The sequence below is a fragment of the Tardiphaga sp. 215_C5_N2_1 genome (assembly GCF_052076055.1).
Taxonomy (GTDB): domain Bacteria; phylum Pseudomonadota; class Alphaproteobacteria; order Rhizobiales; family Xanthobacteraceae; genus Tardiphaga; species Tardiphaga robiniae.
Genome location: NZ_CP197240.1, coordinates 3104417 through 3129980 on the forward strand (window position 1 = coordinate 3104417; position 25564 = coordinate 3129980).

Sequence of the window (25564 nt, forward strand, 5' to 3'; positions counted from 1 at the left end):
CACACAAGAGCGTACTGCGGGAGTGGCCTTCGTCCGGCATGCCTCTAGGCTGCCGCCGCCACCGCGCATGCAGGACATCACAATTGGCTTTCCAACCGACATCCGGCACTGCTCGATCGCAGCTTCCTGCGTGAGCGCAAATGCCGCCTGCGACAACAGCGCGAGCGCTGCGCTGATGAAGAGCGTCGCCGATGCGCATAAAGCCACATGCCGAATTATCAATCGCTTGGAAATGACCGCTTGCATGATCACGGCTCCAAAATAACTTATCAAAATATGACGTGATCCTAGCCGCAAACCAATTTGATCGACAAGCGCGTTGAGACAGGTTCCGCATGGAACCAGGTTCATTGTAGTAACGCTCGGAGACGAGATGGCGACCATTTGCCGAGTGTCTTACGTTGCACTAGTGTTGATCGCAGGTACCGCCGGGCTGTTGACGAGCTCTCTGGCGGAAGATTTTGTCCCGCCGTTACGTATGCTTCCTTCTGAAATCGCCAGCCGCGCCGCGTCATTCGCGAAGGATCTCACCTTTCCGCAGCCGGTCAAGGCGGGAGATGAACTGACTTCGTCCCAAGCTGCGTTTCTGAAGCCTGACGGCGATGGCCCGTTTCCTGCGCTGGTGATGGTCCATCAGTGCGCAGGCGTGAACCAAGCGATCGTCCTCTGGGCGCGCGAAGCTGTCAGCCTTGGCTATGTCGTTCTCCTGATCGACAGTCTGACGCCTCGGCAGGTTAGCACGTTGTGCTTCGGGCCGCGAAACGGCGTCAATCTATTCCGCGGAGCAAAGGACGCATTTCAAGCGGCGGACCATCTCCGTCAATATCCGTTCGTGGACCCGACTCGGCTATCATTCGTCGGGTTCTCTTGGGGAGCGATGGTTGGCCTTATCGTCTCCAGCGCAAGGTACGCGGAAGCGCTGGGCGGTCGCCCGTTCGCATCCGTTGCAAGTTTCTATCCCGGGTGCTTCCGCGTTTCGCGGCCAAATACGCCGAGCTTTGACATCGTCAGCGATGACATGAAGCAGCCGACACTGGTTCTCATGGGCGCCACCGACAATGAAACCCCCGCCAGCGAATGCGTTGAAAAACTACATGAAGCCAAGTCGGCTGGCTCAGCCGTAGAATGGCATGTCTACCCTGACACTGGCCACTGCTGGGACTGCCGGCAACTCGACGGTCGTAGCAAGACGGATTTACGCGGGAACCTAGTTTCTTATAAGTTTAGACAGGACGTCACGACAGACTCATCCAAGCGGTTATTTCAATTCCTAGCCGCTCCGCACCGGGGCAAATAACTGTGGTGACAGACTCTCTCCACAGGAATTGCCCCCCGCTCCTCCGACACTGAAGGACTTGCATCTGCGAGGCGCCCTGACTGCAACCGTTCAGGATTGGCGAGAGGTGGTAGTTCGAACGATTTCCTTTCAATACAATCGGATCTTAAGGACCCTACCCGCTCTGGCGGGGCAGTTCCGGTACGGTAAATTACAGCGGTATCTGGTTAATCCCATTAGCGGCGATCGCCACGGAGGTTGATGGTGAACGCAGTAACGACCGTCGCCATCTTTTTTGTTGCCTGCCAGGTAGTCCAAGCTAACCAGACGAATTTTACGCTACCCAACAGGGGGCTTCTGTAGCAATCTAAGTTATACTTTTTGGAATTTTGATAGTGACCGTCATACGCCTTTTGATCGCGGCTGGGCTCTACTGCACGTTGGTTACAGCGGCGGCGGCAGAAAAACGAGTCGCGTTGATCGTGGGAAACTCCGCCTACAGTCATGTCGGAAGACTTGCGAATCCGGCGAATGACGCGGCCGCCATCGAAACAGTGTTGAGAAAAGCCGGTTTCGATACGGTCGATTCGCGTCGTGATCTTTCCATAAGTGACACGAGAAAAGTACTGCGGGACTTTACGGCAAAGACGCGTGATGCAGACGTAGCCGTTATCTATTACGCGGGACACGGTATTGAAGTCGACGGCATCAATTACATTATTCCGATCGACGCGACTCTTGAGCAGGACACGGATATCTACGATGAAGCGGTCTCGCTCGACCGTATCCTTGTCGCTGTTGAGCCCGCCAAAAAGCTGCGGCTGGTAATCCTTGATGCTTGTCGCGACAACCCGTTCGCCAAGACCATGAAGCGTACGTTGGGTTCTCGCGCGATTGGCCGAGGCTTGGCAAAGGTTGAGCCTACCACGCCCAATACCATGATTGCGTTCGCCGCCAAAGCAGGTTCGACCGCTTCAGACGGCGCGAGCCGCAATAGCCCGTTCGCCACCGCACTCGTGGATCACCTGCCTAAACCCGGACTGGACCTGCGTAAGGCTTTCGGCTTCATTCGCGACGATGTGATGAAAGCTACCGACAACAAGCAAGAGCCCTATGTTTACGGGTCCCTCGGCGGCAACGACGTGTCGCTAGTGCCGTCGGGTGCGGTTCTATTACCGACTGCAGTTGCCCCCCCATCTTCATTGCCAGGCTCCACCAATGCCGATGCCCGGCGTGACTACGACGCCGCAGTGACGATCGGTACCCAAGCGGTTTGGGAGGCGTTTATTGTCGATTATCCGAGAGGCCTATACACGGAGCTCGCCAAGGCGCAGCGCGCAAAGTTATTGGCCGAGGAAGCTCGCAGCGCCGCGGCCGAGCGATCACGTATCGCTGACGAAGAGAAAGCCCGGCTCGCTGCCGACGGTGCGCGTGCGGCGGAACAAGCGAAAGCAGCGAAAGCCGCGAAGGCAGCCGACGAGGTTCGGATCGCTGCAGAAAAGAAAAAAGCAGCGGAAGACGCCAAGCTAGCCGAAGCAGAGCGTGCCAAGACCGCCGCCGTAGCGAAGGCTGCAGAAGAGGCGCGCGTTGCAGCGGAAAAGAAAAAAGCGGCGGAAGACGCCAAGCTGGCCCAAGCAGAGCGCGCCAAGATCGCCGCGGTAGCGAAGGCTGCGGAAGAAGCACGCGTTGCGGCGGAGAAGAAAAACGCTACCGATGGCCCAAATCTACCGGAGAGGAAGCGCGAAGCTGACGGACGCCAGGCGATCTCGCCGAATTTGGATACGGACAGACCTACTGGGCCGGTGGCCAGCGTTGCATCCGATTCGAAGTTCGAAACTTCATCACGATCTGCCGAAAATGCAATTGATATACCTCGTCAAGTACAAGCAGAGCTGCGTAGAGTTGGTTGCAACACCGGAGCCGTTACCAGCGAGTGGAACGGCGCCGCCCAGCGCGCACTCGGTCTCTTTAACAAGCACGCCGGCACCACCCTAGATGTGAAACTTGCAAGTCTTGATGCGCTCGATCTAGTCAAAAGTAAAACCGGCCGCATCTGTCCGCTGGTCTGCGAAAGCGGCTACAAGGCCGATGGCGATCGCTGCACGAAAGTAACATGCCGCGCCGGCTATGAGGTTGGAGACAACAACGCTTGCGAAAAAATCGAAGTCAAGAAGCCGCCGACAAAGCGCGCCCCTTCAACGACCCAGGTAGCGGCGCCCGCCGCGCCGTCCGCGCAAATCATTTGTGGTAATGGTGGCTGCCGCCCAATCGGCAAGGGATGCAAACTAGTGCAGACGCGCAATGGATACGCCGGAAACTTCGAAGTCTGTAACTGAGCACAAATCCGAAATTCCTGTACGCGCCGCGCCGGCGCTGGAGATGTGTCAATCGCTTCGCCGCAGGAGGTGTTCACAATTCACACACGAGCGCGAGCATGAACGTCTGTTTTGCGCCATAAGCGGTCATGGAAATCTTGCATTCGTTCCGTGCGAGACGCGCGCCGCCGACGCTCTGGCCAACAGATTGCGCGTCTCTCTACTATCTCTTATCAGGCGGTTTGAGTCGCGGCGAAAAGTGCCAAGCGTGCCTCGTCGTACCTATCCCAGAGAGTCGCGTCGGCGACCGACGGCCAAGTAACCTTCTCGCCGTTGTCTAGGCCCGACAATGCCGCATCAACCATGTTCTCAGTCGTCATCACCGCTTCCTGGTTGAGTGCCGAGAGAGGAATTCCGGAGTTGTCCCATATCTCAGTTGCGGTTGTAGCCGGGTTGACCAACTGAACCCTGACACCGGTGCTGGCGAGCTCTTCTTGAAGGCCGCGCGTAAAATTTATAACAAAGCCCTTCGTGCCGCTGTAAACAGCGCTGACCGGCAGCGCGTGAATCCCGAGCACCGAAGCAATGTTGATGATCAAGCCGTCATTCGCCTTCACGAAGGCCGGCAGAACGGCATGGGTGAGGCGCGTCAAAGACGTCATGTTGAGCGCAATCTGCGCGAGCGAGTCTTGAAGGAGAGACTGTGCAAGCGGTTTCAGCCGAGCCAAACCAGCATTGTTTACCAGGATTCGGACTGTCGGATTGGTTGATAGAACGCGCTCAACCTTGGCGATGTCATTATCCTTTTCGAGGTCAGCTTGAAGCGCTTCGACGTTTACGCCGTGAGCTTTCCGGATCTGGTCGGCTACATCCTCAAGGCGATCAACGCGCCGCGCGACGAGCACAAGGTCGTAGCCGCGCTTGGCAAAACGATCGGCGTAGACGGCGCCGATACCCGAGGACGCTCCTGTGATAACAGCGGTTTTCGGTGCGGACATGGCATTTCTCCATAAACTTTGGCACCCAATTGTTGGGTACCCAAGTATTTAGGTGATGGTCAGGGCTTTTCAATGCTACGGTGCCCAACTATCTTGAGGATATGAGAAACCGGAAAAACAGCGAGATTTCGTCGGCTTATGAGTTGGACGAGCTTCCCTGCACGCATACAGCGCTTCGTCAGGCTGCCCGACGGCTCGGCCATCTCTATGACGAGGCTGTGGCACCAACTGGCCTGAAGGCTACGCAAGTTGGCTTACTTTTCCAGGCCGATCGTCTCGGCGGGGTGGATGGCCCTACTCTAAATACGCTTGCCGAACGTCTCGCACTCAGCATCTCATCATTGACATATGCGCTGCGTCCATTGGTGCGCGATGGCTTGATGAAGCTTGAGCAGGACAAACACGACAAACGAACGAAACACGCATCACTCACAGCGCTGGGCAGAAAGCGTTTGGCCGAAGGGATCAAGTTGTGGACCACTGCAAATCGTCGCACCGAGCTGGTACTCGGACACGATTCGGCCACTCAACTTCGGGAGCTTGCAGATGGCGTCTCGTCCAGAAAATTTCTTGACGCTTATAGGGCCGGGCGGCCTGCTGGTTCAAAGCGATCAGAGCGTGACGCTTAGCTTCGGCAGGAACTGGTCACCGGAAAACGCTTTATGTCCGCTAATGGGATGGACCGGCTGCTTCTCCCGCGCGGCAGTCGGCCTAGACTGCTGCATTTCAACCGGAGAAGCAGCCCATGGATACAACCATTGCGCCCCTCGACTCGATCGGCATCGATATTGGCAAGGAAGTCTTCCACCTCGTCGGCTTCGGCACCGACGGCAAGATCGCGTTCCGTCGCAAGATCAAGCGACTAGCCCTTGTGGAAACGTTCAAGAAGCTACCGCCATGCATCGTTGGCATGGAAGCTTCCCTCAGCGCCCACTTCGTCAGTCGCGCTTTGCGACAGCTTGGCCATGAGCCGCGGATCATTCCGGCGATCTATGTGAAGCCATTCGTGAAGGGGCAGAAGAACGACTACAACGACGCTGAGGCAATTGCCGAAGCCGCTTTAAGGCCTAACCTGCGTACCGTCCGGGAGAAAAGTCAGGATCAGCTTGATCTGCAGGCCTGCCACCGGGTTCGCTCTCGGCTGGTCTCCCGCCGAACAGCGACCATCAACCAGATTCGAGCCTTCCTCATCGAACAGGGCATTGCCGTGCGAACCGGCTCGCGCGCCTTGCGCACCTCACTATTCGAGATTCTGAAGAACCGCAAAGACGAGATATCGCCGCGCATGAGCGATCTGATCATCGGGCTCCATGAGGACTGGCTCCGGCTCGACGAGCGCATAGAGACGACCACGCGCGAGATCGAGGAGATCAGCGAGCACGAGGAGAACTGCACCCGCCTCATGAGTGTGCCTGGCGTTGGGCCATTAATCTCGACGGCCATTGTCGGAGCGATCGGCACGGGTGAGGCTTTCAACCGAGGCCGGGATTTTGGCGCCTGGCTTGGGCTGGTGCCGCGACAGTACAGCACCGGAGGGCGCTCGATCCTGGGCGGCATCTCCAAGCGCGGCAGCCGATACCTGCGAACCCTCTTCATCCAGGCTGCCAAGGTCCTTTTGATGCGACCTCAAAACTGGGCGAAGTTCAGCTTCGGAGAGTGGCTGACCAATGCCGCGCCGAGGATGCATCGCAACAAGCTCGCCGCCGCTCTGGCCAACAAGCTCGCCCGCATTGCCTGGAGCGTGCTCTATAGCGGAAAGGCCTTCGACACCCACAGACTTGAGGCCGAAACCATCTAGGCTCTCGACCTCCAAATCAGTTCGCGATTGAAAAGCTGCATGGACCGGATCGATCGACGTGCTCAGAGCCTGGTGGCGCAAATGGTTACTCGAAAACCTGTCCGCTAATGAGGCCAAAGGTGCGTGCGTATCCCCATCAAGGCCACGGCCCGCGAGCCGATCAACAGGCCGGATACATATCAGCGACTTCCGCTATCCACGCAAACTTTCACTTGCGATCAGCTGCCGGTCCATACATTTGCGCCATGAGCTACCAGCCAAGCGTGGTTCAGACTGTATAGAAAATTCATGTTTCTTATACAGTCGTCGTCTGGATAGCTTTTGCGTATTTCTTATACAGTCAGAAACCGGGTAGATCTTCCATATTCTCCATAACAGTCGGCCTGCCCCCAGCACAGGCACCGATCTTTCGCCATCGGCATCGAGATTATTTAGAAGTCCGCTTTGCGCCAAGAGCCGCCCTCACGTCACACTTCTAGTCCTTTAGGCCGTATGACCTGAGCCGGCCAATTTGCGGCGCTCGAAGCCCAAATTTCCCCGCGGGAAGAAATGTGCGGCCGCGCGCCAACTTGGAGGAAGCGCGCGACCGCGGCGCCGCGAGAGCTACGACAGCCTCGTGGCGGACTACTTGCGGCGAACCGCTATCGTGTTTTGGGGCGAAGTCGGATTCGCTACCCAATGATCGCTTTGACCTCCAGATATTCTTCGAAGCCGAAAACCCCGAACTCGCGTCCATTACCGGACTGCTTGTATCCTCCGAACGGAAGGCTGCGGTCGAATGCAGCGCCGTTGAGGTAAACGCGTCCTGCGCGGATGCGATTGGCGACGGTGCGCGCCCGGTTGCGGTCACGCGATTGCACGAAGCCCGCCAGTCCGAACGGCGTATCATTCGCGATCTCGATGGCCTCGTCCTCGCTGTCATAGCTCATGATGGACAGCACGGGACCGAACACCTCCTCGCGCGCAATTCTCATTTGCGATGTCACGTCGCCGAACACGGTGGGGCGAACGTAGTATCCGCGATTGAGCCCCGCCGGCCGGCCCGTTCCGCCCGTGATCAGGGTCGCGCCCTCGTCAATGCCGGACTGGATCAGATCTTGTACTTTCCCGAACTGTGACTGGCTCACCAAGGGCCCCATGGTAGACGCCGGATCGAGCGGATCACCGAGACGGATGCTGCCAACGGCCTCGCTTGCGGCAGCGAAGGCTTCGTCGCGCTGCGCGCGCGGAATCAGCATGCGCGTGGGCGACTGGCAGTTCTGGCCTGCATTTGTGTAGCAGGCGTGAACGCCCTGTATCACGGCAGCTTTCAAATCGGCATCAGGAAGGATGATGTTGGCGGACTTGCCGCCCAGCTCTTGCGCGACGCGCTTGACGGTGTCCGCCGCCAGCTTGGCCACCCGGACGCCGGCCGTTGTCGATCCGGTAAACGACACCATGTCGATCTCGGGATGGGCGGCGATCGCCTCGCCCACCGTCGGACCATCGCCATTCACCACGTTGAACACACCCGGCGGGATGCCGGCCTCGTGCACGATCTCGGCGAACAGCATGGAGCTGAGTGGCGCGATCTCGCTGGGCTTGAGAATAACCGTGCAGCCGGCCGCCAGCGCTGGCGCGACCTTCGAAGCCACCTGGTTCAACGGCCAGTTCCAAGGCGTGATCAGGCCGCAGACGCCGATCGGCTCGCGACGAACGACCCCGCCTCCCATCGGTTCTTCGAACCTGTAGTCCGCAAGCACGCGCGCAGCTTCCTCGAAATGAAACAGCGCAACGGTCGCCTGGCGCTCCATCGCAAAGGTGATCGGTGATCCCATTTCCAGCGTCATCATCCGCGCCAGTTCCGGCAGACGTGCCCTGAATCCCTCGATGATCTTCTGAAGATAGACGAAGCGATCTTTCACGCTCACTTCGGAATATGTCGCGAAGGCGCGGCGGGCGGCCTGCGCAGCCCGGTCCACATCCCGGCGAGAGCCCAGGCTAATCCGCGCGAAGGCCTCCTCCGTCGCAGGATTGAAAACTTCAAGAGTTGACGGTGTGACGGGATCCACCCAGGCGCCGTCGATATAGAATTTCAGCTTGTCCATCTTCTCCATCCGTAACGCCTACATAGCCATTGTGTTTGGAGCTCGCGGCCCCGCCGTCGCTATCTCGCCGCAACTCCCGCCGCCGAGTGCTTTAGAGGTGCCTGCCCTCGTCCACGGGCACGACGATCCCCGTCGAGCTCGTCAGGCTGACGATGCAGGCCATCACCGCTCTTGCGACATCGTCGGGCGTCGTGATGCGGGCAAGCGGGAGTTTTTCGGCGACCCGCTGCAACTGTTCCCGCGTCCGGCCAGCGACGAAATCCGTATCCACGCCGGCCGGCGAAATGGAAAACACCCGGATTTTCGGTGCGAGCACTTTCGCGAGCGCGATCGTCAACGCGTCGACGCCCGCCTTGGCGGAGAGATAAGCGAGGCTGCTTCCCAGCCCCGTGCGGGCGGCAATGGACGAAATGTTCACAATGGCAGCGCCGCTGCCGCGCTCCAGCAATGGACGGAAAGCGCGCACCATGGCGAAAGGCCCCCGCAAGTTGACAGTCACGGTCCGGTCGAAGATCTCGTCGGTCAGTGCGTCAAGATCGTTGGCGGGCACTGGCGTCGTGGCGCCTCCACAATTGACCAGTACATCGAGCCGGCCGTACTCCTTCTCCACCTGCGCCGCGGCTTCGGCGATAGAGGATGGATCGTCGATCGCGATGCGCAGAGCGAGATGCCCGGTACCCTGCAGCCCGCTCACGACATCTTCCGCCAGCTCCTTGCGGCTGTTGTAGCCGACCACAACAGCCGATCCGCTGGCGGCGAGCCGCGCCGCTGTCGCCTTGCCAATCCCGCTGCCACCGCCCGTGACGAGCGCCACTGTGGGAGTCGATAGCGCGGGAACATCGATGCGGATCATGTGGGTCACTCAATCACTCCCGATCGTCAGACGACGAGCCCGGACCAGCGCAAGCAGGATAACGCTGCACTGCGCGGTGCCGGCCTCGCCCTTGCTACATTGCAATTTTTGCCGCTTCGATGACCGGCCGCCACTTGGCGAGTTCGGCCGCGACGAATGCCTTGAGATCGTCCGGCGATCCACCGACGCCCAGCAATGCATTCTGCCCGAGAATAGCCTTTCCCTTTTCACTCTGAAGAAAGCCGTTCACGATGCTGTTCAACTTGGCGACGATCTCTGGCGACGTCCCGGTCGGCGCGACCATGGCGTACCACGCTGATGCCTCGAAGCCCTTGAAGCCCGTCTCCTGCACTGTCGGTACGGCCGGCAGTTGCGCGGCCCGCTGGCTGGTCGTGACGGCAAGCGCCTGAACTTTTCCCGAAGTGACCAGCGGCACATAGGTCGGCATGAAGTCGATGACGATGTCGATCTGACCGCCGAGCAAATCCGTCATCAGCGGTGATGTGCCGCGATACGGCACGTTGGTCATCTTGACGCCGACGGACCTCTGCACCAGTTCCGACGTGATGTGCCCGAGCGTGCCGTTGCCGGGATGTCCCACATTGACCTTGTCAGGGTTCTGTTTCGCATAAGCGATCAACTCTTCGAATGTCTTCGCTGGAAAGTCGGCGCGCGCCGTTACAATGAGCGGGGACTTGGCGACGAGAACGACCGGCGTGAAATCCTTTTCGGAATCATAGGCCAGCCCCTTATACATCAGCTTGTTGAGTGCAATCGGCGCAGGGGTCCCAAACAGGAGCGTGTAGCCGTCAGCGCTCGCCTTGGCCACGGCCGCACCGCCAATGCTGCCGCCTGCCCCCGCACGATTGTCGACGATGAACTGCTTGCCGAGCGCCTCGCTCAGCGCCTGGCCGACCGCGCGCGCGAGCGTATCGACGGCGGATCCTGCCGGAAACGGCACGATCATAGTGACGGTCCGTTCCGGCCATCCTTGCGCGGCGGCGTTGTGAATGGGCGTCAGGGCGAGCACGAGACCGCACAGGCCGACTAGCAATGCACGCATGTTTCCTCCGATTTTTACGATGCAGGCTGTGCCCGCTTGTTCAGCGCCATCTTCCGCAGCGCTTTCCCTGTTCGATGTCCTACAATCAAACCGCTATCGAAGTTGCGGAATGTGCCGCCGTTCCGCTGTACGGCATGGCTCGCTCACGCGCTTGCGTGAACAGTCCCCCGGCACGTCTGCCGGGGGCTCTTGTTTTCAACACCGCCCCAGTGGTCGATCAGGCTCAGAACGATCGCAGGATCTGAACCGCGCCGTTGTAGAGGTTCTGATCGCGCACGGCGTAGGATGTGCCCGCCGGCTTGCCCACGACGTTGCCGGTGTAGGTGCCACCCAGGCTCTGATCCATGCGGCTGTAGATGAATTCCGCCGAGAGCGTCAGATTTTGAACGGGCGTCCAGGCTGTTCTGGTGCCGACCTGCATGGTGGCAAAGTCGAAGTTGTTGCTGGTCCCGGACAGAACGCCGGCGGACGAAGCCGCTGCCGAGGACGAACTGGTGCCGAAGCCCCGCGTGGTCGAGGCGAATGCCCCTGCCAACAGAGCATTGCCCGCGTCGCCGTAGGAGATGTGGCTGTAGTTGGCGAAGAGAGAGGTGCGCCACGCTGGGTTCCAGTAATGCTCGAAGAAGCCACTGACTTCCCAAGCCGAACTCTGCACGATCTGGCCGCCGGGCGCATAGACACCATCGAGAACGTAGCCGAAGCCGACCGTGTTGCCATCGAACTTGGCGAACCGCCCGCCACCCAGCGTATCCACCGTCCCAGCGAAAACGTATTTCGCGGCGCCCTTGGCGTAGGAGGCTTCCAGCTTGAGGCTGTCGCCCGCGCCCGTCGGCAGGTTCTTGAACTCGACAGCGCCGCTTACGGCGAAGCCATAGGCATCGTCAGGGTGGCCGGAGGGTTCATTGGTGTAGTATTGCGCCGTCGCCTGATGAAGGGCTGCAGCGAAATGCAGCGTGCCCCATGCCTGATCTAGGCGCAGGTTGCCGACGACGTCCGGCATATGGTTGCCGCCGGCGGCATTACCGAGGAACGTGTTCGACGACGAGCCATAGAATGCACCGGTGAACTGCGAGGCACCGGGCGCCACGATGAACGTGTTCACGTTCCACAGGCCGGCATTGCGATAGGGCGACGCGTTCTCGAGCGAGATGGTGCCGGAGACGCCGTTGCCGAAGGAGGCCGTATAGGCCAGCTGCGGGATGCCGGTCGCGTTGTTGGAGCCCGCGAAAAAGCCGGAGGCGATCGTCGGCTTGGCGAGCGCCCATTGCGGGTCGAACTGCGAGACGGCCTTGCCGAAGGTGAAGCCTGCGAACTGGATGAACGCGAAATCCACTTCGACGTAGCCACCGGCGATGCTTTCACGTCCTTGCGCGAAATCGAAATGAATGTTGGAGAATGTGCGGAGCAGACCGTATTCGGTCGCTGTGCGCGTATCGGTGGTCAGCGTCAGGCGCGGCTTGGTGTTGAAATAGTCCTTCGTGTAGAGATTGTTGCCGCCGGCGCCGCCGAACCAGTACGGCACGTCATAATTGCTCGCAGCATTGAAGGCGGTATCGATGCGAAGTGCACCGCCGATCTTGATGCAGGTGTCGGTGCCCGGGATGTAATAGAAGCCCGCGCCGTAAAGCGAACAGATCTTCACATACTCGACCGCCTTGGCCTTCACCGGAAGATCGGCTGCGTATGCACCGCCGATCGCGAGAATCCCTGCCGCCGAGCCGAGAACAAGAGTCTTGATAGTCGTCGTCATTATAGCCCTCCGAATTGCCGTCGTTTCCTCAGTGAAATGTTACTTGGCCGCCCACCGCCGGCTCGCGTTCGTTGTACGCGAGGGCGTAACGCTGTTTTGATATAGGATATTGATGGAGAGATCGGCCTGTCAACGATGGCGGCGAATTTCGGGCCAATGATGAACGGAGTGTGTCATTCGCGTTGCATTGACGCACAAACGAAGGGTACCGTTTCGTCATCGCGAACAACTATCGAAACGCATGCGCGCCGCACGTCGAGAACGATGATAGCGAGCCCGCCAATAGAACTCGTATCGCCTCGCTGCGAACTGCCGGCGATCGATTTAGTGAGTCGCTCCGCAAGATGCCGCGCGCTGCGGCTCGCGCGCGCGGCGATATCATTGGGCGTGTAGGGCAGCGCATCCATGGTCGGCGTATGAATGCCGCCGAACTATTGTCGAACCGGCGTCGTTCGATCCCGCAGCGGATGCGGACTGCTGTTTGGCGCGCTCCGTCAGCTCACGCCGCCATCGGCGATGATCGTACGCCCGGTGAGCCATTTCGCCTCCGGCGACGCGAGGAATAGCGCAACACCGGCGATGTCGTCGGTCTGCCCGACGCGACCGAGCGGCGTCATCGCCGCGATCCCTGCGCCGCGCTCGGCCAGGATCTGCGTCGTCATGTCGGTCTCGATCACGCCGGGCGCGATCGTGTTGACTGTGATCCCGCGCGGGCCGAATTCCTTGGCGAGCGCATGCGACAGGGCAGCAACCGCCGCCTTGGAGGCCGCATAGATCGAGGTGGTCGGGATCGGCCGGGTAGCGAGTGCGGAGGAGAAATTGATGATCCGTCCTCCCGGCGCGGTCAGATGCGGGAGCGCCGCCTGAATAACAGCGATCGTGCCGAGGACATTGGTATCGAAGGTGGCGCGGAACAGCTCGGGGTCGACCGCCTCGAACGGCCGATATTCCGCGATACCGGCGCAGTTGACCAGAATGTCGAGATGCCCGAACCGCGCAATGACCTGTGCGACCATCGTCCGCGCCTCGTGCGGATTGGAAATGTCACCAGCAACGCCGATGCCTTGTGCCCCCAACTCGGCGATATCACCGAGTACCGCATGCGCCGCCGCGGACTCATTGCGGTAGCCGATCGCCACACGACAGCCCGCGCCGGCAAAACGCCGTGCGATCGCAGCTCCCATCCCGCGCGACCCGCCCGTGACCAGCACGACCTTGTTGCTCAACGAATCCCGGTCGGGCCGCCCTTGATCGCTGGTGCTCATGACCTGCCTCTTTCCGTGGGAGTGACTACTGCGATGCCGGCGTGCGGCGCCATGTCTTCGACTGCCTTTTGCAATCGCAGGCTCCATTGCCTCAGATACACTTCGCGGCCTTCGGCATCGACGCGCGGCGCGGCGTAAGCGACGAACGGTTCAAGAGCTGTCATGCCAAGATACTCGATCATCAGGCGCTGTGCCGGCCACAGCACAGTCTGGATATCGCCATAAGCGTCGCCAGCCGAGAACCGTTGCCGGGTGCCGCCGGTGCTGAGGCACAGCAGACCGCGCTTGTCGGGAAAGAAGCCGCTGTCGAAGCGGCGGCCATCGGCATAGGCGAAGCCAAAGGCAAGGACGCGGTCGAACCAGCCCTTCAGAATGGCCGGCATGCCGCCCCACCAGATCGGATAGAGCCAGACGACAAGATCGGCGTCGCGAAGGCGCTGCTGCTCACGCACGAGGTCGGCCGCGAAACCGCCGGTGCCATGCGCATGGGCCTGTTCGGTCTGATAGTGAAAACGTCCCGCATCCGCCACGGCATTGAAGTCGTGTCGGCCGGCGACCGGATCGAACCGTTCGGCATACAGATCGGACACCACCACCGCGTGGCCGGCCTGCCGCAATGTCGCGACACCGGCATCCTTCAGGGCACCCGTGAAGGAGGTCGGCTCGGGATGCGCATAGATCATCAGGACGTTCATCGCGATACTCTCGCAAGCGACATCATTGGATCAGGCGCTCTTAGCCCGGCCGGCGAACAACCCACTGGGGAAAAACAGCAGCACGATGAGCAGCACCGTCAGCGCCACGATGTTCTTGAAGCCCGCGCCGAAGAACACGATGGCACCGGACTGAATGACGCCAAGGAAGATGCCGCCGATCAGCGCCGCCGGCGCACTGCCGAAGCCCCCGATGATCGCCGCGATGAAGCCGTTGATGCCGAACGGCCCGCCGACGCTGTACGCCGTATATTGCGTTGGCGTGATGAGAATGCCGGCTGCGGCGCCCAGCGCTGCACTGAGTGCGAAGGACACGATCAGCATGCGCTCGACGGGAATGCCGAGCAATGCGGCGGCCTCGCGGTTCTGCGAACAGGCCCGCAAAGCGCGTCCCATCCGCGTGCGGTTGAAGAATTGCGTCAGAGCGAACACCATCAGGGCGCCGCAGCCGAGCACCCAGAACAACTGATAGCCGATCGCGATCGGCCCGATCTTCAACGGCCCGCCGGATGTGAATTCAGGGTAGGTCCGCGGCTGATCGCCCAGCGTGAGAATGACGACCTGTTCGATCAGAAGCTGGATAGCCAGAGTCGCGAGAATGATCGCGAACAGCGGCGCTTTGCGACGCCACATCGGATTGATGATGGTGATCTGGACGAGAACACCGATGCCCGCGACCAGGATTGTCGACAGCACCGCCGAGACATAGATCGGCAGGCCGAATTGCGTCAGCAGCGTATGTGCGAACATGCCGCCGAGCATGACGAACACGCCCTGCGCGAAATTGACGATACCGCTGGCGTTGTAGATGACGCAAAATCCGATCGCGACCAGTCCGTAGATTAGTCCGATACCGACGCCGTTGACCAGACTCTGAACGAGTTCGACTGCGCTAGGCATTGGCTGCCTCCTCTACGCCGAGATAGGCGGCAATGACTTCGGGATGGACCTTGATTTCGTCCGGCGTGCCTTCGGCGATCTTTCGTCCGAAATCGAGCACCGCGATCCGGTGCGCGATCCGTGTGACCAGTCCGACATCGTGTTCGATCAGCAGCACCGTGGTGCCTTGGCGGTTGATCTTCTGGATGATGTGCGCGAGCGCGTCGGTCTCCTGCGTATTGAGACCGGCGGCGGGCTCGTCGAGCAGTAGCAGCCGCGGCTTGGATGCGAGCGCGCGTGCGACTTCGAGCAGTCGTTGTTGACCATAGGGCAGCAATTCGGCATCGAGATCGGCCTGCGCGCCAAGCCCGACGAAATCGAGCAGTTCGCGCGCCCGCTCGTGAACCTCGGCTTCCTGCCGGCGAAACCAGGATGGCCGCAGCAGTGCCGCGGCGACGCCGCCGCGGGTCGCGAGGTGGCAACCGACCTCGACATTCTCGGCGACGGACATGCCCTTGAACAGCTGCACGAGCTGAAACGTCCGGATCAACCCCATAGCGGCGATCTGATCCTGGCGCATGCGGGTGGTGTCGCGGCCATCGAATGCGATGCTTCCCGAGGTCGAACTCAGGAAACCGGAGATCATGCTGAAGAACGTCGTCTTGCCCGCACCGTTCGGGCCGATGACCGCGAACAGGCTGCCTTGCGGCACGTCGAGATCGATCTCGTTATTGGCGAGCAGCCCGCCGAAACGCTTGGTCAGACCCTTGACCTTGAGGAGCGCCATGGTCACGCCTCCCCTTTGTCTTTGCGCGGGCGAAACAGTCCACCGAGCGCCGACAGGCCCTTGGGCGCATAGATCAGCATCAGCAGCAGCACCAGCGCATAGGCGATGTCCTGGAAGCGGCCGGTGCTGCGGAAGATCTCCGGCAGCAGAGATGCAACAATGGCGCCGACGACCGGACCGATCAGCGTGCCGACGCCTCCGACATAGAGCATCGTAAAGGTCACGATGACCATCTGCGGGCCGAACACTTCGGGACTGATGAAGCCAACCGTATGCGCGAACAGCGATCCGGCGGCCGACGCATACAATCCGGCGATGACGAAGGCGATAAGCTTGAAGCGCGAAATCCGAATGCCGAGCGCAGCGGCGCCGTTCTCGCTTCCGGAAATGGCGCGCAGTCCGCGGCCGAAACGGGAATCGCGCAGGCGCTGCGAGATCCAGAAACCGACCAGCAGCAGCCCACCGAGGCAGAGCAGCTTCAGCCGTTCGTCCTCGACGGTCAGGCTGCCGATGCCGAGCGGTGGAATGCCAGCATAGCCCATATAGCCCTGGGTCAGGCTGGTCCACTGGACCGAGATGTCATAAGTAATGAGGCCCAGCGCGAAGGTCGCCATCGCGAGATAGTGGCCGCGCAGACGCAGCGTCGGATAGCCAATCACCAGCGCGGCTATTCCCGCCACGCCCATCGAGGCGATCAGGGCAAGCACAGGCTCCCAGTTGTACTGCACACAGAGAATGGCGCTGCCATAGCCGCCGATGCAGGCGAAGGCGTTCTGGCCGAACGAGGCCTGCCCCGTATAGCCCATGAAGAAATTCAATCCGAGGCAGAAGATGCCATAGATCATCGCGAGCTGCATCACCGTCAGCAGATAGCCGCCATAGATCAGCACGGCGACAAACAGCAGCGCGCCTGTCCCAAGCAGGCCGATGGAGAACCGGTCGAGACGCGCAACCGGCTTAGGTGAAGTAATAGCGAGCAAGGTCATGGTGCGATTCAATCTCGTGCGTCGGCAACTCGGCCCGAACGCTTCCAGAGGCAAGAATGTAAACGCGCTGGGCGAGTTTGAGCGCCAGCGGCGCTTTCTGCTCGACCAGCAAGATACCCAGACCCTCCTTGTTGAGGGCGCCGAGCGTCGACAGGATTTCGGAAGCGACGCGCGGCGCAAGGCCGAGCGACGGCTCGTCGAGAATGAGCAGTTTTGGATCGGCCATCAGTGCCCGGCCGACAGCCAGCATCTGCTGCTCACCGCCGGACATGGACGATGCGGTCTGGTCGATACGCTCGCGCAGCCGTGGAAACAGGGAGAACACCTTCTCCAGCTGCCGCTCGCTGTGGGCCTGCGGTCCGGACAGTTTGTAGGCGCCGAGTTGCAGATTCTCCCGCACGCTCATGTCACCGAACAGGCCCCGCCCTTCCTGCACCATGATGATACCGAGCCCGGCCAGCTCATGGGTGCGTAGATGAGTGACATCCCGGCCGTTGAACACAATCTGCCCGGTGCTGGCGATCAGCCGCGTGATGGCGCGAAGCAAGGTGGTCTTGCCGGCTCCGTTCGGTCCCAGAATGGTCACGAACTCACCGGGCGCCACATGGAGCGCGGTCGACCGCAGCGCTTCGATATGACCGTAGCGGGCCGTCAGATCGCGGACAGCGATCAGGGGGACAATGTCCGCCATCGCCGTCACTTCTTGAGAACCAGAACGCCGTCCTTCACGAAGGCGATCACGTAGGGATTCTTGATAATCCCGATATGGTTCTCCGCGCTGAAGTCGTAGGACGCGCCCGCACCGTCGTAATGGCCGAGTTTCTCGAATGCATCGCGTACGGCCGTCCCATCGGTCGAATTCGCCTTCTTCATGGCGGCAGCCATCATCATGATCGAGTCCCAGGCGCGCGAGGCCTGTGCGTTGTCGGACTTGCCGAACTTCGCCTTCATCGCCCTGACGAACGGCTCCGCAGCCGCGCGGGCGGTGGGATCTGTGATAACGTTGATGTCGTCGGCTGCCACCTGAATAAGCGGCGACGGGACCAGATACTGGTCGCCAAGCACCTTGCCCGCCGAGAGCAGAATATCGAGCTCGTTGATACTGCCCAACATCAGCATCTTGGTCAGGCCGAGGCTGCGGATGTTGTTGACGACGGTTACCACCGCATTGCCTTGCCCCAGCATGATGATCGCCCCGGCGCCAGCCGCATTGATGCGCCCGATCTGAACGCTGAAGTCGGCGTCGTCCTGCTGGTAGGACTCGTTGGCCACGACGGTCAGTCCGAATTCCTCGGCGCCCTTTTCCGCTAGGCCGCGCATCAACAGGCTGTACGGGCTCGGATCGGAGAGGATTCCGACCTTACGGATATCGGTCTTGTCCTTGAGATACCGATAGCGCGCATCCACCTCGAATTTGGGTGGCGGCAGGAACTGGAAGGCCCACTTCTGCTCATCCGGCTGGCGCGGCAGAATGGAACAGAGAAACATCGGCAACTTGGCTCTGGAGACGAAGCTCGCGGCGGCAAAGTTGCCGGCCGAGATGCAGCCGCTGTCGAAGGCGGCGACCTTGTCGTCTGTCATCATTTTCCGATAGACGACCACTGCCTGCTGCGGCGTCGACTTGTTGTCTTCGATCACCAGTTCGAGCTTCTTGCCCAGGACGCCGCCTTGCGCATTGACCGCCTCAATGGCGATCTGCATCCCGTCACGCCAGTGACCGTCGGTCGCCGACCCGTATCCCGTCAAACCCAGCGACGATCCGATCTTGATCGTCTGCTGCGCTGACGCCGGCAGTGCCAGCGCGAGCGCGAACAGCGTGGCGCAAATTGACGCCTTGTGTGGTCTCATGTCTCCGTCCCCCTGTCTGTTTTTTCAGCTTGAGCGCTGATTGCAGATTGATCGATCTAACGCGTGCTCATCCAACCTTGTCCCGGACATCGCGCAGGGCGGCAGTCGCCGCCTGGCGCAGAAAGCCCTGATCCGACGAGAGCACGAAGACGTTGGCGCCGAGCGAATTCAACCAGGCGGCCTCGCTCGCATTGCCAACATAGACGCTGATCGGCTTGTTGGCCTTGCGTGCTGCCTCCGAGATGCGTTCGACTGCGCGCAACACATCGGGCGGATCTTTCGATTCATCGCCAAAGGCCGCGGTCAGGTCGCCCCGCCCAATAAACAGCGAGTCAACGCCGTCGACGGCGGCGATGGCGTCAATCTCGTCCAGCGCCACCGGATCCTCGATCTGGGCTACGAACACCATCCGGGCATCCGAATCCGCAATGTGCCGCCACATCGGTATGCCGGAATAGCGACCCGCACGTGTGCTGGTCGCAAAGCCGCGGCTGCCGCCACGATACCGCAACATTGCCGCCACCTCGCGCGCATAGGCCGCGCTCTTCACATGGGGGACCAGGACGCCGGTGGCGCCGCAATCCAGCACCGAGAGAATGGCCTCCGGTCCCGGCACCCGAACCAGCGCCGGCGTGTCGGTTGCCCGCGCAGCCATCAGCGCGATGTCGCTGCTGGTGCGATCGAATGGACCGTGCTCCTGATCGATCACGACGAAATCATAGCCGATATCGCCGAGGATTTCGGTGCCGTGACCGGTCGGTGTCTTCAGAAACGTGCCGACAAGTTTCTGGCCACCAAGCATGCGTTGCCGGAATGTGGAAGCAGTTGTCATCTTTGATAATCCTGTTGCCGTTGCTGGGTGGACTGCCGGTTACGGCATCGGATATTCATCGGCGTTCAGAATCCAGCCGGGCTTCTGCGAGAAGTCGAGCCGCGGCGGACAGAAGATGTCGACGAGCTGGTTGAAGTCACTTCCACAGGCCTCGGTGGTGTGAATCGAGGGCGGCGGAATGACGGCGATGGACGGCGTCTTGCACAGTTCGTGATCGTCCTTGCGCCAGTTCTTCTTGTTGATCGTCCAGGGCCAGCGCAAATGGTGAATGAACTCCCCCTCAACCGCGAGCGAGCACTGCTCGAAGTCGTCGTGATGGTGCGGCGACAGTTTGCTGGGATCGCGGGGGCCGTTATAGCCGTCGAGATAGTTCACCATGATGGTGGTGCAGCGCCAGATACGACCGAAGCGGCCCGGCTCCGGCGGCACGTCGAGGCTGTAGACGCGCAGACGAAAGCCATCTTTCGGCGCGGGCCACGGCTCCAGCGGTGCGACGTAGGGCTTGGCCGTGGCATATGATGCTGCATTGGCGCATTTCGCCGCAAGATCCTCCGACCGCGTGGTGAAGATGCGAACGATCTTGCCGGCTTCAATGATCTTGATGCTTGACCGTCCTGGCGGCACGAAGGCCAGCGACCGGCCGTTGACACGCTTGGTGCCCTCCGCCGTGGTGATCTCCACGACCACCTTGGGGTCGGACAACAGCACGGCGTATTCGTCCGGCTGCTCCTCACGCGCCAGCACACCGCCGGCTTTTCCCTCCGTATGCACGAGTAGGAAGTTCTGCCCGCGCCCATACCAGCTCCTGCCTGACGGCCCATCCTCCTGCGGCGGCTCGTCGTAGAAGCGGAGATATTCGGCCTGACCGAAAGGACCTGCCGGCGCGGCGCCTGCGGCTGCGGGCGCAAGCTTGGCCCTCGGATCGGTGGTGTCGTACATGTGGAATCTCCCTTGGTGTCAATTCTGGGAGCCGGCGTTTCACGATGCGCCGGCCTGAGCCTGTATCTTGTCCGGAAGGCTAACTGGCCCGCGCCGCAGCTACATCCGCTTCGATGCCAAGCGCGCGCGCGGTGTTGCCGGAGACCATCTTGCGGATCTGATCGTCGTCGTAGCCCAGATCCATACAGAGCCTGATGCCGCGGCGGAATCCGTCGAGCGGGCTGAAGGTTCCGGTCTGGCCAAGGTCGGAGCACAGCATCGTCTGCTCCACGCCCGCGGCCTCAATCTGGTCGCGCAGATCCTCGGCCTCACGGCTCTTAAACTTGCTGCCGTCGAGGAACATGCAGAGCGAGTGCTCGACGAAGGCCCCCATCGCCGCGATGCCTTTAACGTCGTTCAACGACGCGTCGACGATGTCCTCCGGATGAGTGAACACCAGACGCTTGACACCGCGGCGCTGCGCTTCTTCGAAGATCAGCCAGGTCTCGCTGACGTGCAGGTGACCGCTGGCCAGCACCATGTCGTTGCGCGCGACGATATCGAGAATTTCCTTCATGTCGTCGCGTACCGACTTGTCGTCGTCCAGCACCGGAATGGCGGTAACCGGTCGCATCCGCTCGGTGGAAGCCGGGTGCACCCATTGAGCAGACGCCTGCCATCGCAGATGGTTTGCGGCGGCCAGCGTGGGAAGCCAGACGATCCTGCCACCCAACGCAGCGGTGTGCTCAACCGCGTAGGGGTTGAGACCGCCCACCACATTATTGAGCACGATGCTGGAATAGATCTTCGTCTTCAGCTCGGGAAAGTGCTGCCGGATCAGCTCGGCCGTCATGACACCGCTGTAGTCGTGATCCTTGGTAACGACCGCGGCGAAACCCGCCTGCGAGGCCTGCCGAAGCAACGTGACGTGGTCGATGCCGCGCGGCGCGATGGACGGCCCGCTATGCACATGCGGATCAATCGCGCCTTTCAACAACGCGTCGATGCGCGCCTCGACCTTGGGATCAGCTAACTCTGTCATTCCCTCACCGCATTTTGTCCCGATTGCCTTGAAGACCGTCGATCTCGTTAACGTTCTCGAGCGCGGAACGCTGTTTCATTTAAAGATAGTGGTCGGCGCACGGTCGTGTCAATAGTTTCGGGGCATATGTCCGCGACGCTCAACGCATCAATCACATTGCACTTGCATTCCAGTTCGCTACGTTGTTCAGCACAGGCGAACACGAATTTGAGAAACGATGAGCGATTCAGCATCAACCGGCGTCCACTCCGTGCAACTGGCCATCGACGTACTGGAAGCCGTTGCATTCTCGGACGATGAACTGGGCGTGACGCAGATCGCCGACCGTCTGGGCATGACGAAGGGATCGGTGCATCGGCATCTGCAGACGCTGGTCGACCGCGGGTATCTCACGCAGAACTCCAGCACCTCGCGCTACAGCATCGGTCCGAAGGGCCGGTTGCTCGCCCGGCACGCGCCTGATGCGGATCTCATTCAGCTCGCGGAAGGACCGATGCGGCAGTTGCGCGATGCCCTTGGCCATTTCGTCGTTCTTTCCGAGATGACGCCGCGCGGCGCATTGATCCTGCACAAGCTGTCGGGCACGGCGGCGATTGAACTCGGCGTTCGCCCGGGGAGCGAATTGACCTTCCATGCGTCGGCGCAGGGAAAGGTCCTGCTGGCTTTCGCCCCCAGCCCCATGAGGGCGCGCGTCCTCGCGCAGCCCTTGCAGCGTTTCACCGACAAGACCATTGTTTCCGTCCGCAAGCTCGAACAGGAATATCTGGAGATCGTGCGTCTTGGTTTTGCCACGGCCCCAGAGCAGAGCTTGATCGGGATGAATGCGGTGGCCGCGCCGATCTTCGACGCGCAGGATGCCTGCATCGCCTCGGTCGCCATCGTGGCATCGATTCAGGTCCTGCCGGAGAAGACACGGCCGTCCGACGTCGCCCAGCTCATCGAGGCGGCACGCCAGATCTCGCACAAGCTCGGGCACGGCCGCGGCGCTCATCAGCCACCACCCGTCAAGCGCAGCGCGCGGACGGCGCGCCCGCGTTAAAGCTGATCGGCAATGTATTTTCTCCAGTTGTCGGTGCGCAGCGGCATGTCGGCAAATGTCTTGCGCTGGTCTGCAGCCCTGCCAACCAGTTCGGCAGCGGTCATCCGCTTGCCGCGCAGGTAAGCGTCGAGTTCATCCAGCGCGGATGACAGCACGGCCGCGCCGCGCAGCATCACGGCCGATGCCATCTCCACCGCGCTGGCGCCAGCGAGCATCATGCGCGCGACATCGAGACCGTTGCGTGCGCCATTGGTCGCAATCAGCGGCTTGTCGGCGCCAAGCTGTTGCCGCGACACAGCCAGCCAGTGACACGTCAGCGGCAGATTCCAGTATCCTCCGACGCCCAGCGTCGTTCCCAGAAACGGCTGCATCGTCTCGACGTCAGGCACGAAGCCGAGCAGCCGCCCGGCCATCACCACGGTTTCGCCGCCCGCGAGACATGCGGCATCCGCCAGGTCCGGCACGCGCTCGCTCTGTCCGGTGATCTTGACCCATAGCGGGATGCCGATCGCCTGCCTTACCGCAGACACGATCATGGACACCCGCTCGGGATCGAGTTCGGTGGACACCACACCTTTTGCCTGGCTGGCATAGGGCGTGCCGATATTCAGCTCGAGGACGCGCAGGCCCGCCTGCTCGACCTGCCTGGCCATCTCGACCGTTCGCGCGAGGTCCGCAACGATCAGGCTCGCGACCGCATAGGATTCGACCTGGCTGGCCTCGCGATCGAGCTGGACCGTCTGATCGAGCCACGCATCGAAGCTCTGCGGCGTCAGGCCAGAGCGACAGGCGATGAATGCCGTGTCAGGCGCGTTCGGCGTCCACGCCATTTCGCGCCACTCGCTGTCGAGCAGCATGTATTCGGCGCGCTGCAGCTGGTCACGGCCGCGCTCGGATTCGTTGATGGACTTGACCACCACCGCGCCAACGCCGGCGCGCAGCGCACGACGTACGCCTTCGGGGTCGATATGGTGCTCCGCGGATCCGGCGATCAGCGGATTCTTGAGGGCCGTTCGGCCGACGGTAACGTTGAGACGCGTCATCCAGCAGACCTCCGTCAGCTTGCCGCTAGGCGAGTGGGAAGGCCGATGATCTCCCGCGCCTCGCGTGGCGATGCGATCGCTCCGCCGAGTTCCTCGACGATGCGACGGGCCTTCTCCACCATGGCAGCATTCGATGGCGCGAGTTGTCCGCGCGACAGATAGACGGCGTCTTCCAGACCAACGCGAACGTGTCCGCCGCACAGATAGGATTGCGCGACATTGTGGAATGACGTCTTGCCGATGCCGATGGCGGTGAACTGAGCATCCGGCGGCAGCATGTTGCGGGCGTAGATGACCGTCTCGGGACTTGGCTGGAAGCCATAACGAACCCCCATGACGAAGGAACAGAGTACGGGCCCGTCGAGTGTGTTGTCCTTCAGCAGATCATTCATCAGCGCAATATCGCCGGAATCGAACAGCTCGATCTCCGGCTTTACCCCGGCCTCACGGATCACCTTCGCCATCCGCCTAACATTGCCGGGCGTATTGATGACGACTTCCCTGCCCGAATTCATGGTGTTGAGATCGAGGGTACAGATATCCGGGCGAAGCGCGGCGATGTGCTCGACACGTTTTTCAGGTGCAATCAGCGTCGTTCCCGCCGCTGCGACGCGTGGCTGGTCCGTGGATGGAACGAAACGGCCGCCGGGGCCCGTGGTGATGTTGAGGATCAGCTGGGTGTTTTTCGCGCGTATCCGGTCGACCACGTCCCGGTAATATTCGAGCTCCATCGAAGGCTTCCCGGTGGAAGGCTCCCTCACATGGATATGCACGATGGCGGCGCCGGCCTCGGCCGCCCCGAGACAGGCGTCGGCGATTTCCGCCGGCGTGATCGGCAGATGCGGTGTCTGCTCCGGCGTGGTCAGATTGCCGGTGACGGCGCAAGTGATGAAAACCTTTTGACGCGGCGCCTGCATCGCCCGTGCTCCTGTTCATTCTGCGGCCGTCGACATGACGGCCGGTCTCATTTTAATTCTTACGGTGATGCTCTTTGGCAGCGCGTACCGTTAAGACGGCAGACGCTCTGGCGATCCGATTTCCTCTGCCAGCGCGTTCAACGTCGCGGACAGTGCGCGTGGAATATCTATCCGGCCGCCATCGCTCTGGCGCTTCGTCCAACTGCGTTCACCCGGCGTACGCGGCGGCGCCTGCGCGCGCGACGCGCGAATTTTCGCGAGCTCGGCGGACGCTTCATTGCGGAAGTCTTCGACCGAACGGAAGTGTTCGATATCGATCGCCAGAAACAGCAGCGAACACAGAAACGGCTTCGAAAGGTCGCCATAGAGCGGCGCAACCTCGTCGCCGCCGGGCCCCTGCGACAGCAGGCTGCACATCAGATTGATCGCCAGCGACAGGCCGAAGCCCTTCGCGCCGCCCGACGGCAACAGCATGCCGTCGATAGCGGCCTTGGCATCCGTCGTAGGCTCCCCGTTGCGGTCGACGGCCCATGTCGGCGGGAGCGGCTTCCCTTCCCGCTCATAGACACGGATCTTGCCGAGCGCAGCTTCACTCAGCGCCATGTCCAGCACAAACTCGGGCCCGTCGGACACCGGAAGAGCGATCGAGAGAGGATTGTTACCGACCAGTTTCTCCAGACCGCCAGGAACCGGCATCATCGGCTTGGTGTTGCACATGGCGATGCCGATGCAATCACGGGCACTTGCCTGGCGTGTATACCGGGCCGCCGCGCCGAAGTGAAAACTGTTGCGAACCGCCACGACACCGACACCCATCTCTTTACTGCGCTCAATGGCCATCTGCATGGCCGCGTCACCCGCCAGATGGCCGAACATGCCCCGCGCATCCAGCACAGCCATTGCCGCGCGACTCTCAACCACGATCGGCTTCACAACGGACGACACACTCCCGAGGCGAAGCCGGCGAATATACATGTCGGCCTGCGACAGACCGTGCGACGGCAGGCCGGCCACATCGGCATCGACCAGCGCGCACGCCATCTGCCCGGACGCCAGCGACGGAAGACCGGCGCGCTCGAACAGATCGGCGAGAAACTCCTCGGCCGCCGCGACCGGCATTGACAGGACATCACTCATCACGTCGTCTTTCGTGCT

At 61.1% G+C, this 25564-nt stretch carries 24 protein-coding genes; 6 read left to right on the forward strand and 18 right to left on the reverse strand.

From position 1 onward, the window contains the following. The first annotated feature begins 67 nt into the window (after nt 1-67). The 3 genes from AB7828_RS14860 (at nt 68) to AB7828_RS14870 (ending at nt 3612) form a co-directional block, all read left to right on the forward strand. Nucleotides 68-265 (forward strand): hypothetical protein, encoded by a 198-nt coding sequence (locus AB7828_RS14860; RefSeq protein ID WP_244628280.1) that lies wholly within the window; start codon nt 68-70, stop codon nt 263-265. Between the two features lie 108 nt (nt 266-373). Continuing rightward, on the forward strand, nt 374-1297 hold the full coding sequence (locus AB7828_RS14865) for a dienelactone hydrolase family protein (RefSeq protein ID WP_120286833.1): 924 nt from the start codon (nt 374-376) through the stop codon (nt 1295-1297). Nucleotides 1298-1671: 374 nt separating this feature from the next. Next, the gene (locus AB7828_RS14870; protein ID WP_439087827.1) at nt 1672-3612 is read left to right on the forward strand and encodes a caspase family protein; all 1941 of its coding nucleotides are present in this window, start codon (nt 1672-1674) and stop codon (nt 3610-3612) included. 212 nt (nt 3613-3824) lie between these two features. Here AB7828_RS14870 and AB7828_RS14875 read toward each other — a convergent pair whose 3' ends face one another. Continuing rightward, entirely contained in the window at nt 3825-4589 is a 765-nt protein-coding gene (locus tag AB7828_RS14875; protein WP_120286835.1) for an SDR family NAD(P)-dependent oxidoreductase, read from the reverse strand. A gap of 80 nt (nt 4590-4669) precedes the next feature. Between AB7828_RS14875 and AB7828_RS14880 the strand changes: the two genes are divergently transcribed. Further along, complete coding sequence (locus AB7828_RS14880; RefSeq protein ID WP_439064769.1) at nt 4670-5218, forward strand: MarR family winged helix-turn-helix transcriptional regulator; 549 nt, start codon at nt 4670-4672, stop codon at nt 5216-5218. Nucleotides 5219-5334: 116 nt separating this feature from the next. Further along, entirely contained in the window at nt 5335-6387 is a 1053-nt protein-coding gene (locus AB7828_RS14885) for an IS110 family transposase (RefSeq protein WP_439068597.1), read from the forward strand. Nucleotides 6388-7058: 671 nt separating this feature from the next. Here the strand turns inward: AB7828_RS14885 and AB7828_RS14890 are convergent. The 14 genes from AB7828_RS14890 to AB7828_RS14955 form a co-directional block, all read right to left on the reverse strand. After that, a complete protein-coding gene (locus AB7828_RS14890; protein WP_120286776.1) occupies nt 7059-8474 on the reverse strand; it encodes an aldehyde dehydrogenase family protein in 1416 nt (471 codons plus the stop codon). A 91-nt stretch (nt 8475-8565) separates the two neighbouring features. Continuing rightward, entirely contained in the window at nt 8566-9327 is a 762-nt protein-coding gene (locus AB7828_RS14895; RefSeq protein WP_120286765.1) for an SDR family oxidoreductase, read from the reverse strand. A 94-nt stretch (nt 9328-9421) separates the two neighbouring features. Then, nucleotides 9422-10390 (reverse strand): Bug family tripartite tricarboxylate transporter substrate binding protein, encoded by a 969-nt coding sequence (locus tag AB7828_RS14900; protein ID WP_120286764.1) that lies wholly within the window; start codon nt 10388-10390, stop codon nt 9422-9424. Nucleotides 10391-10613: 223 nt separating this feature from the next. After that, nucleotides 10614-12140: a porin gene (locus tag AB7828_RS14905; protein ID WP_120286763.1), complete on the reverse strand. Its 1527-nt coding sequence runs from the start codon at nt 12138-12140 to the stop codon at nt 10614-10616. 494 nt (nt 12141-12634) lie between these two features. Further along, on the reverse strand, nt 12635-13405 hold the full coding sequence (locus AB7828_RS14910; protein WP_120286762.1) for an SDR family NAD(P)-dependent oxidoreductase: 771 nt from the start codon (nt 13403-13405) through the stop codon (nt 12635-12637). Beyond that, entirely contained in the window at nt 13402-14100 is a 699-nt protein-coding gene (locus AB7828_RS14915; RefSeq protein WP_231079521.1) for an NAD(P)H-dependent oxidoreductase, read from the reverse strand. Before AB7828_RS14915 ends, AB7828_RS14910 begins: the two co-directional genes overlap by 4 nt. Nucleotides 14101-14130: 30 nt before the next feature. Beyond that, complete coding sequence (locus AB7828_RS14920) at nt 14131-15018, reverse strand: branched-chain amino acid ABC transporter permease (protein WP_120286760.1); 888 nt, start codon at nt 15016-15018, stop codon at nt 14131-14133. Then, complete coding sequence (locus AB7828_RS14925) at nt 15011-15784, reverse strand: ABC transporter ATP-binding protein (RefSeq protein WP_120286759.1); 774 nt, start codon at nt 15782-15784, stop codon at nt 15011-15013. Before AB7828_RS14925 ends, AB7828_RS14920 begins: the two co-directional genes overlap by 8 nt. Nucleotides 15785-15786: 2 nt before the next feature. Further along, on the reverse strand, nt 15787-16770 hold the full coding sequence (locus AB7828_RS14930) for a branched-chain amino acid ABC transporter permease (RefSeq protein ID WP_120286758.1): 984 nt from the start codon (nt 16768-16770) through the stop codon (nt 15787-15789). Further along, entirely contained in the window at nt 16742-17461 is a 720-nt protein-coding gene (locus AB7828_RS14935; protein ID WP_244558396.1) for an ABC transporter ATP-binding protein, read from the reverse strand. Before AB7828_RS14935 ends, AB7828_RS14930 begins: the two co-directional genes overlap by 29 nt. Nucleotides 17462-17466: 5 nt before the next feature. Next, entirely contained in the window at nt 17467-18618 is a 1152-nt protein-coding gene (locus tag AB7828_RS14940; RefSeq protein ID WP_115031017.1) for an ABC transporter substrate-binding protein, read from the reverse strand. 67 nt (nt 18619-18685) lie between these two features. Beyond that, on the reverse strand, nt 18686-19450 hold the full coding sequence (locus AB7828_RS14945) for an HpcH/HpaI aldolase family protein (RefSeq protein WP_089265623.1): 765 nt from the start codon (nt 19448-19450) through the stop codon (nt 18686-18688). Nucleotides 19451-19489: 39 nt separating this feature from the next. Further along, nucleotides 19490-20389, reverse strand: coding sequence for a hypothetical protein (locus tag AB7828_RS14950; RefSeq protein WP_093758665.1), 900 nt, complete (start codon nt 20387-20389; stop codon nt 19490-19492). Nucleotides 20390-20468: 79 nt separating this feature from the next. After that, nucleotides 20469-21410 carry a DUF6282 family protein gene (locus tag AB7828_RS14955; RefSeq protein WP_120286757.1) on the reverse strand — a complete coding sequence of 314 codons (942 nt, stop codon included), beginning with the start codon at nt 21408-21410 and terminating at the stop codon, nt 20469-20471. Between the two features lie 217 nt (nt 21411-21627). On the opposite strand from AB7828_RS14955, the gene AB7828_RS14960 reads away from it, so the two are divergent. Beyond that, on the forward strand, nt 21628-22449 hold the full coding sequence (locus AB7828_RS14960; RefSeq protein ID WP_089265626.1) for an IclR family transcriptional regulator: 822 nt from the start codon (nt 21628-21630) through the stop codon (nt 22447-22449). Here the strand turns inward: AB7828_RS14960 and AB7828_RS14965 are convergent. The 3 genes from AB7828_RS14965 to AB7828_RS14975 form a co-directional block, all read right to left on the reverse strand. Further along, complete coding sequence (locus tag AB7828_RS14965) at nt 22446-23492, reverse strand: tRNA-dihydrouridine synthase (RefSeq protein WP_120286756.1); 1047 nt, start codon at nt 23490-23492, stop codon at nt 22446-22448. The two genes, AB7828_RS14960 and AB7828_RS14965, sit on opposite strands and share 4 nt — an antisense overlap. A 14-nt stretch (nt 23493-23506) precedes the next feature. Beyond that, nucleotides 23507-24409 carry a 3-keto-5-aminohexanoate cleavage protein gene (locus AB7828_RS14970; protein WP_120286755.1) on the reverse strand — a complete coding sequence of 301 codons (903 nt, stop codon included), beginning with the start codon at nt 24407-24409 and terminating at the stop codon, nt 23507-23509. Between the two features lie 90 nt (nt 24410-24499). Then, nucleotides 24500-25546 (reverse strand): Ldh family oxidoreductase, encoded by a 1047-nt coding sequence (locus AB7828_RS14975; protein WP_120286754.1) that lies wholly within the window; start codon nt 25544-25546, stop codon nt 24500-24502. Nucleotides 25547-25564: the final 18 nt, after the last annotated feature.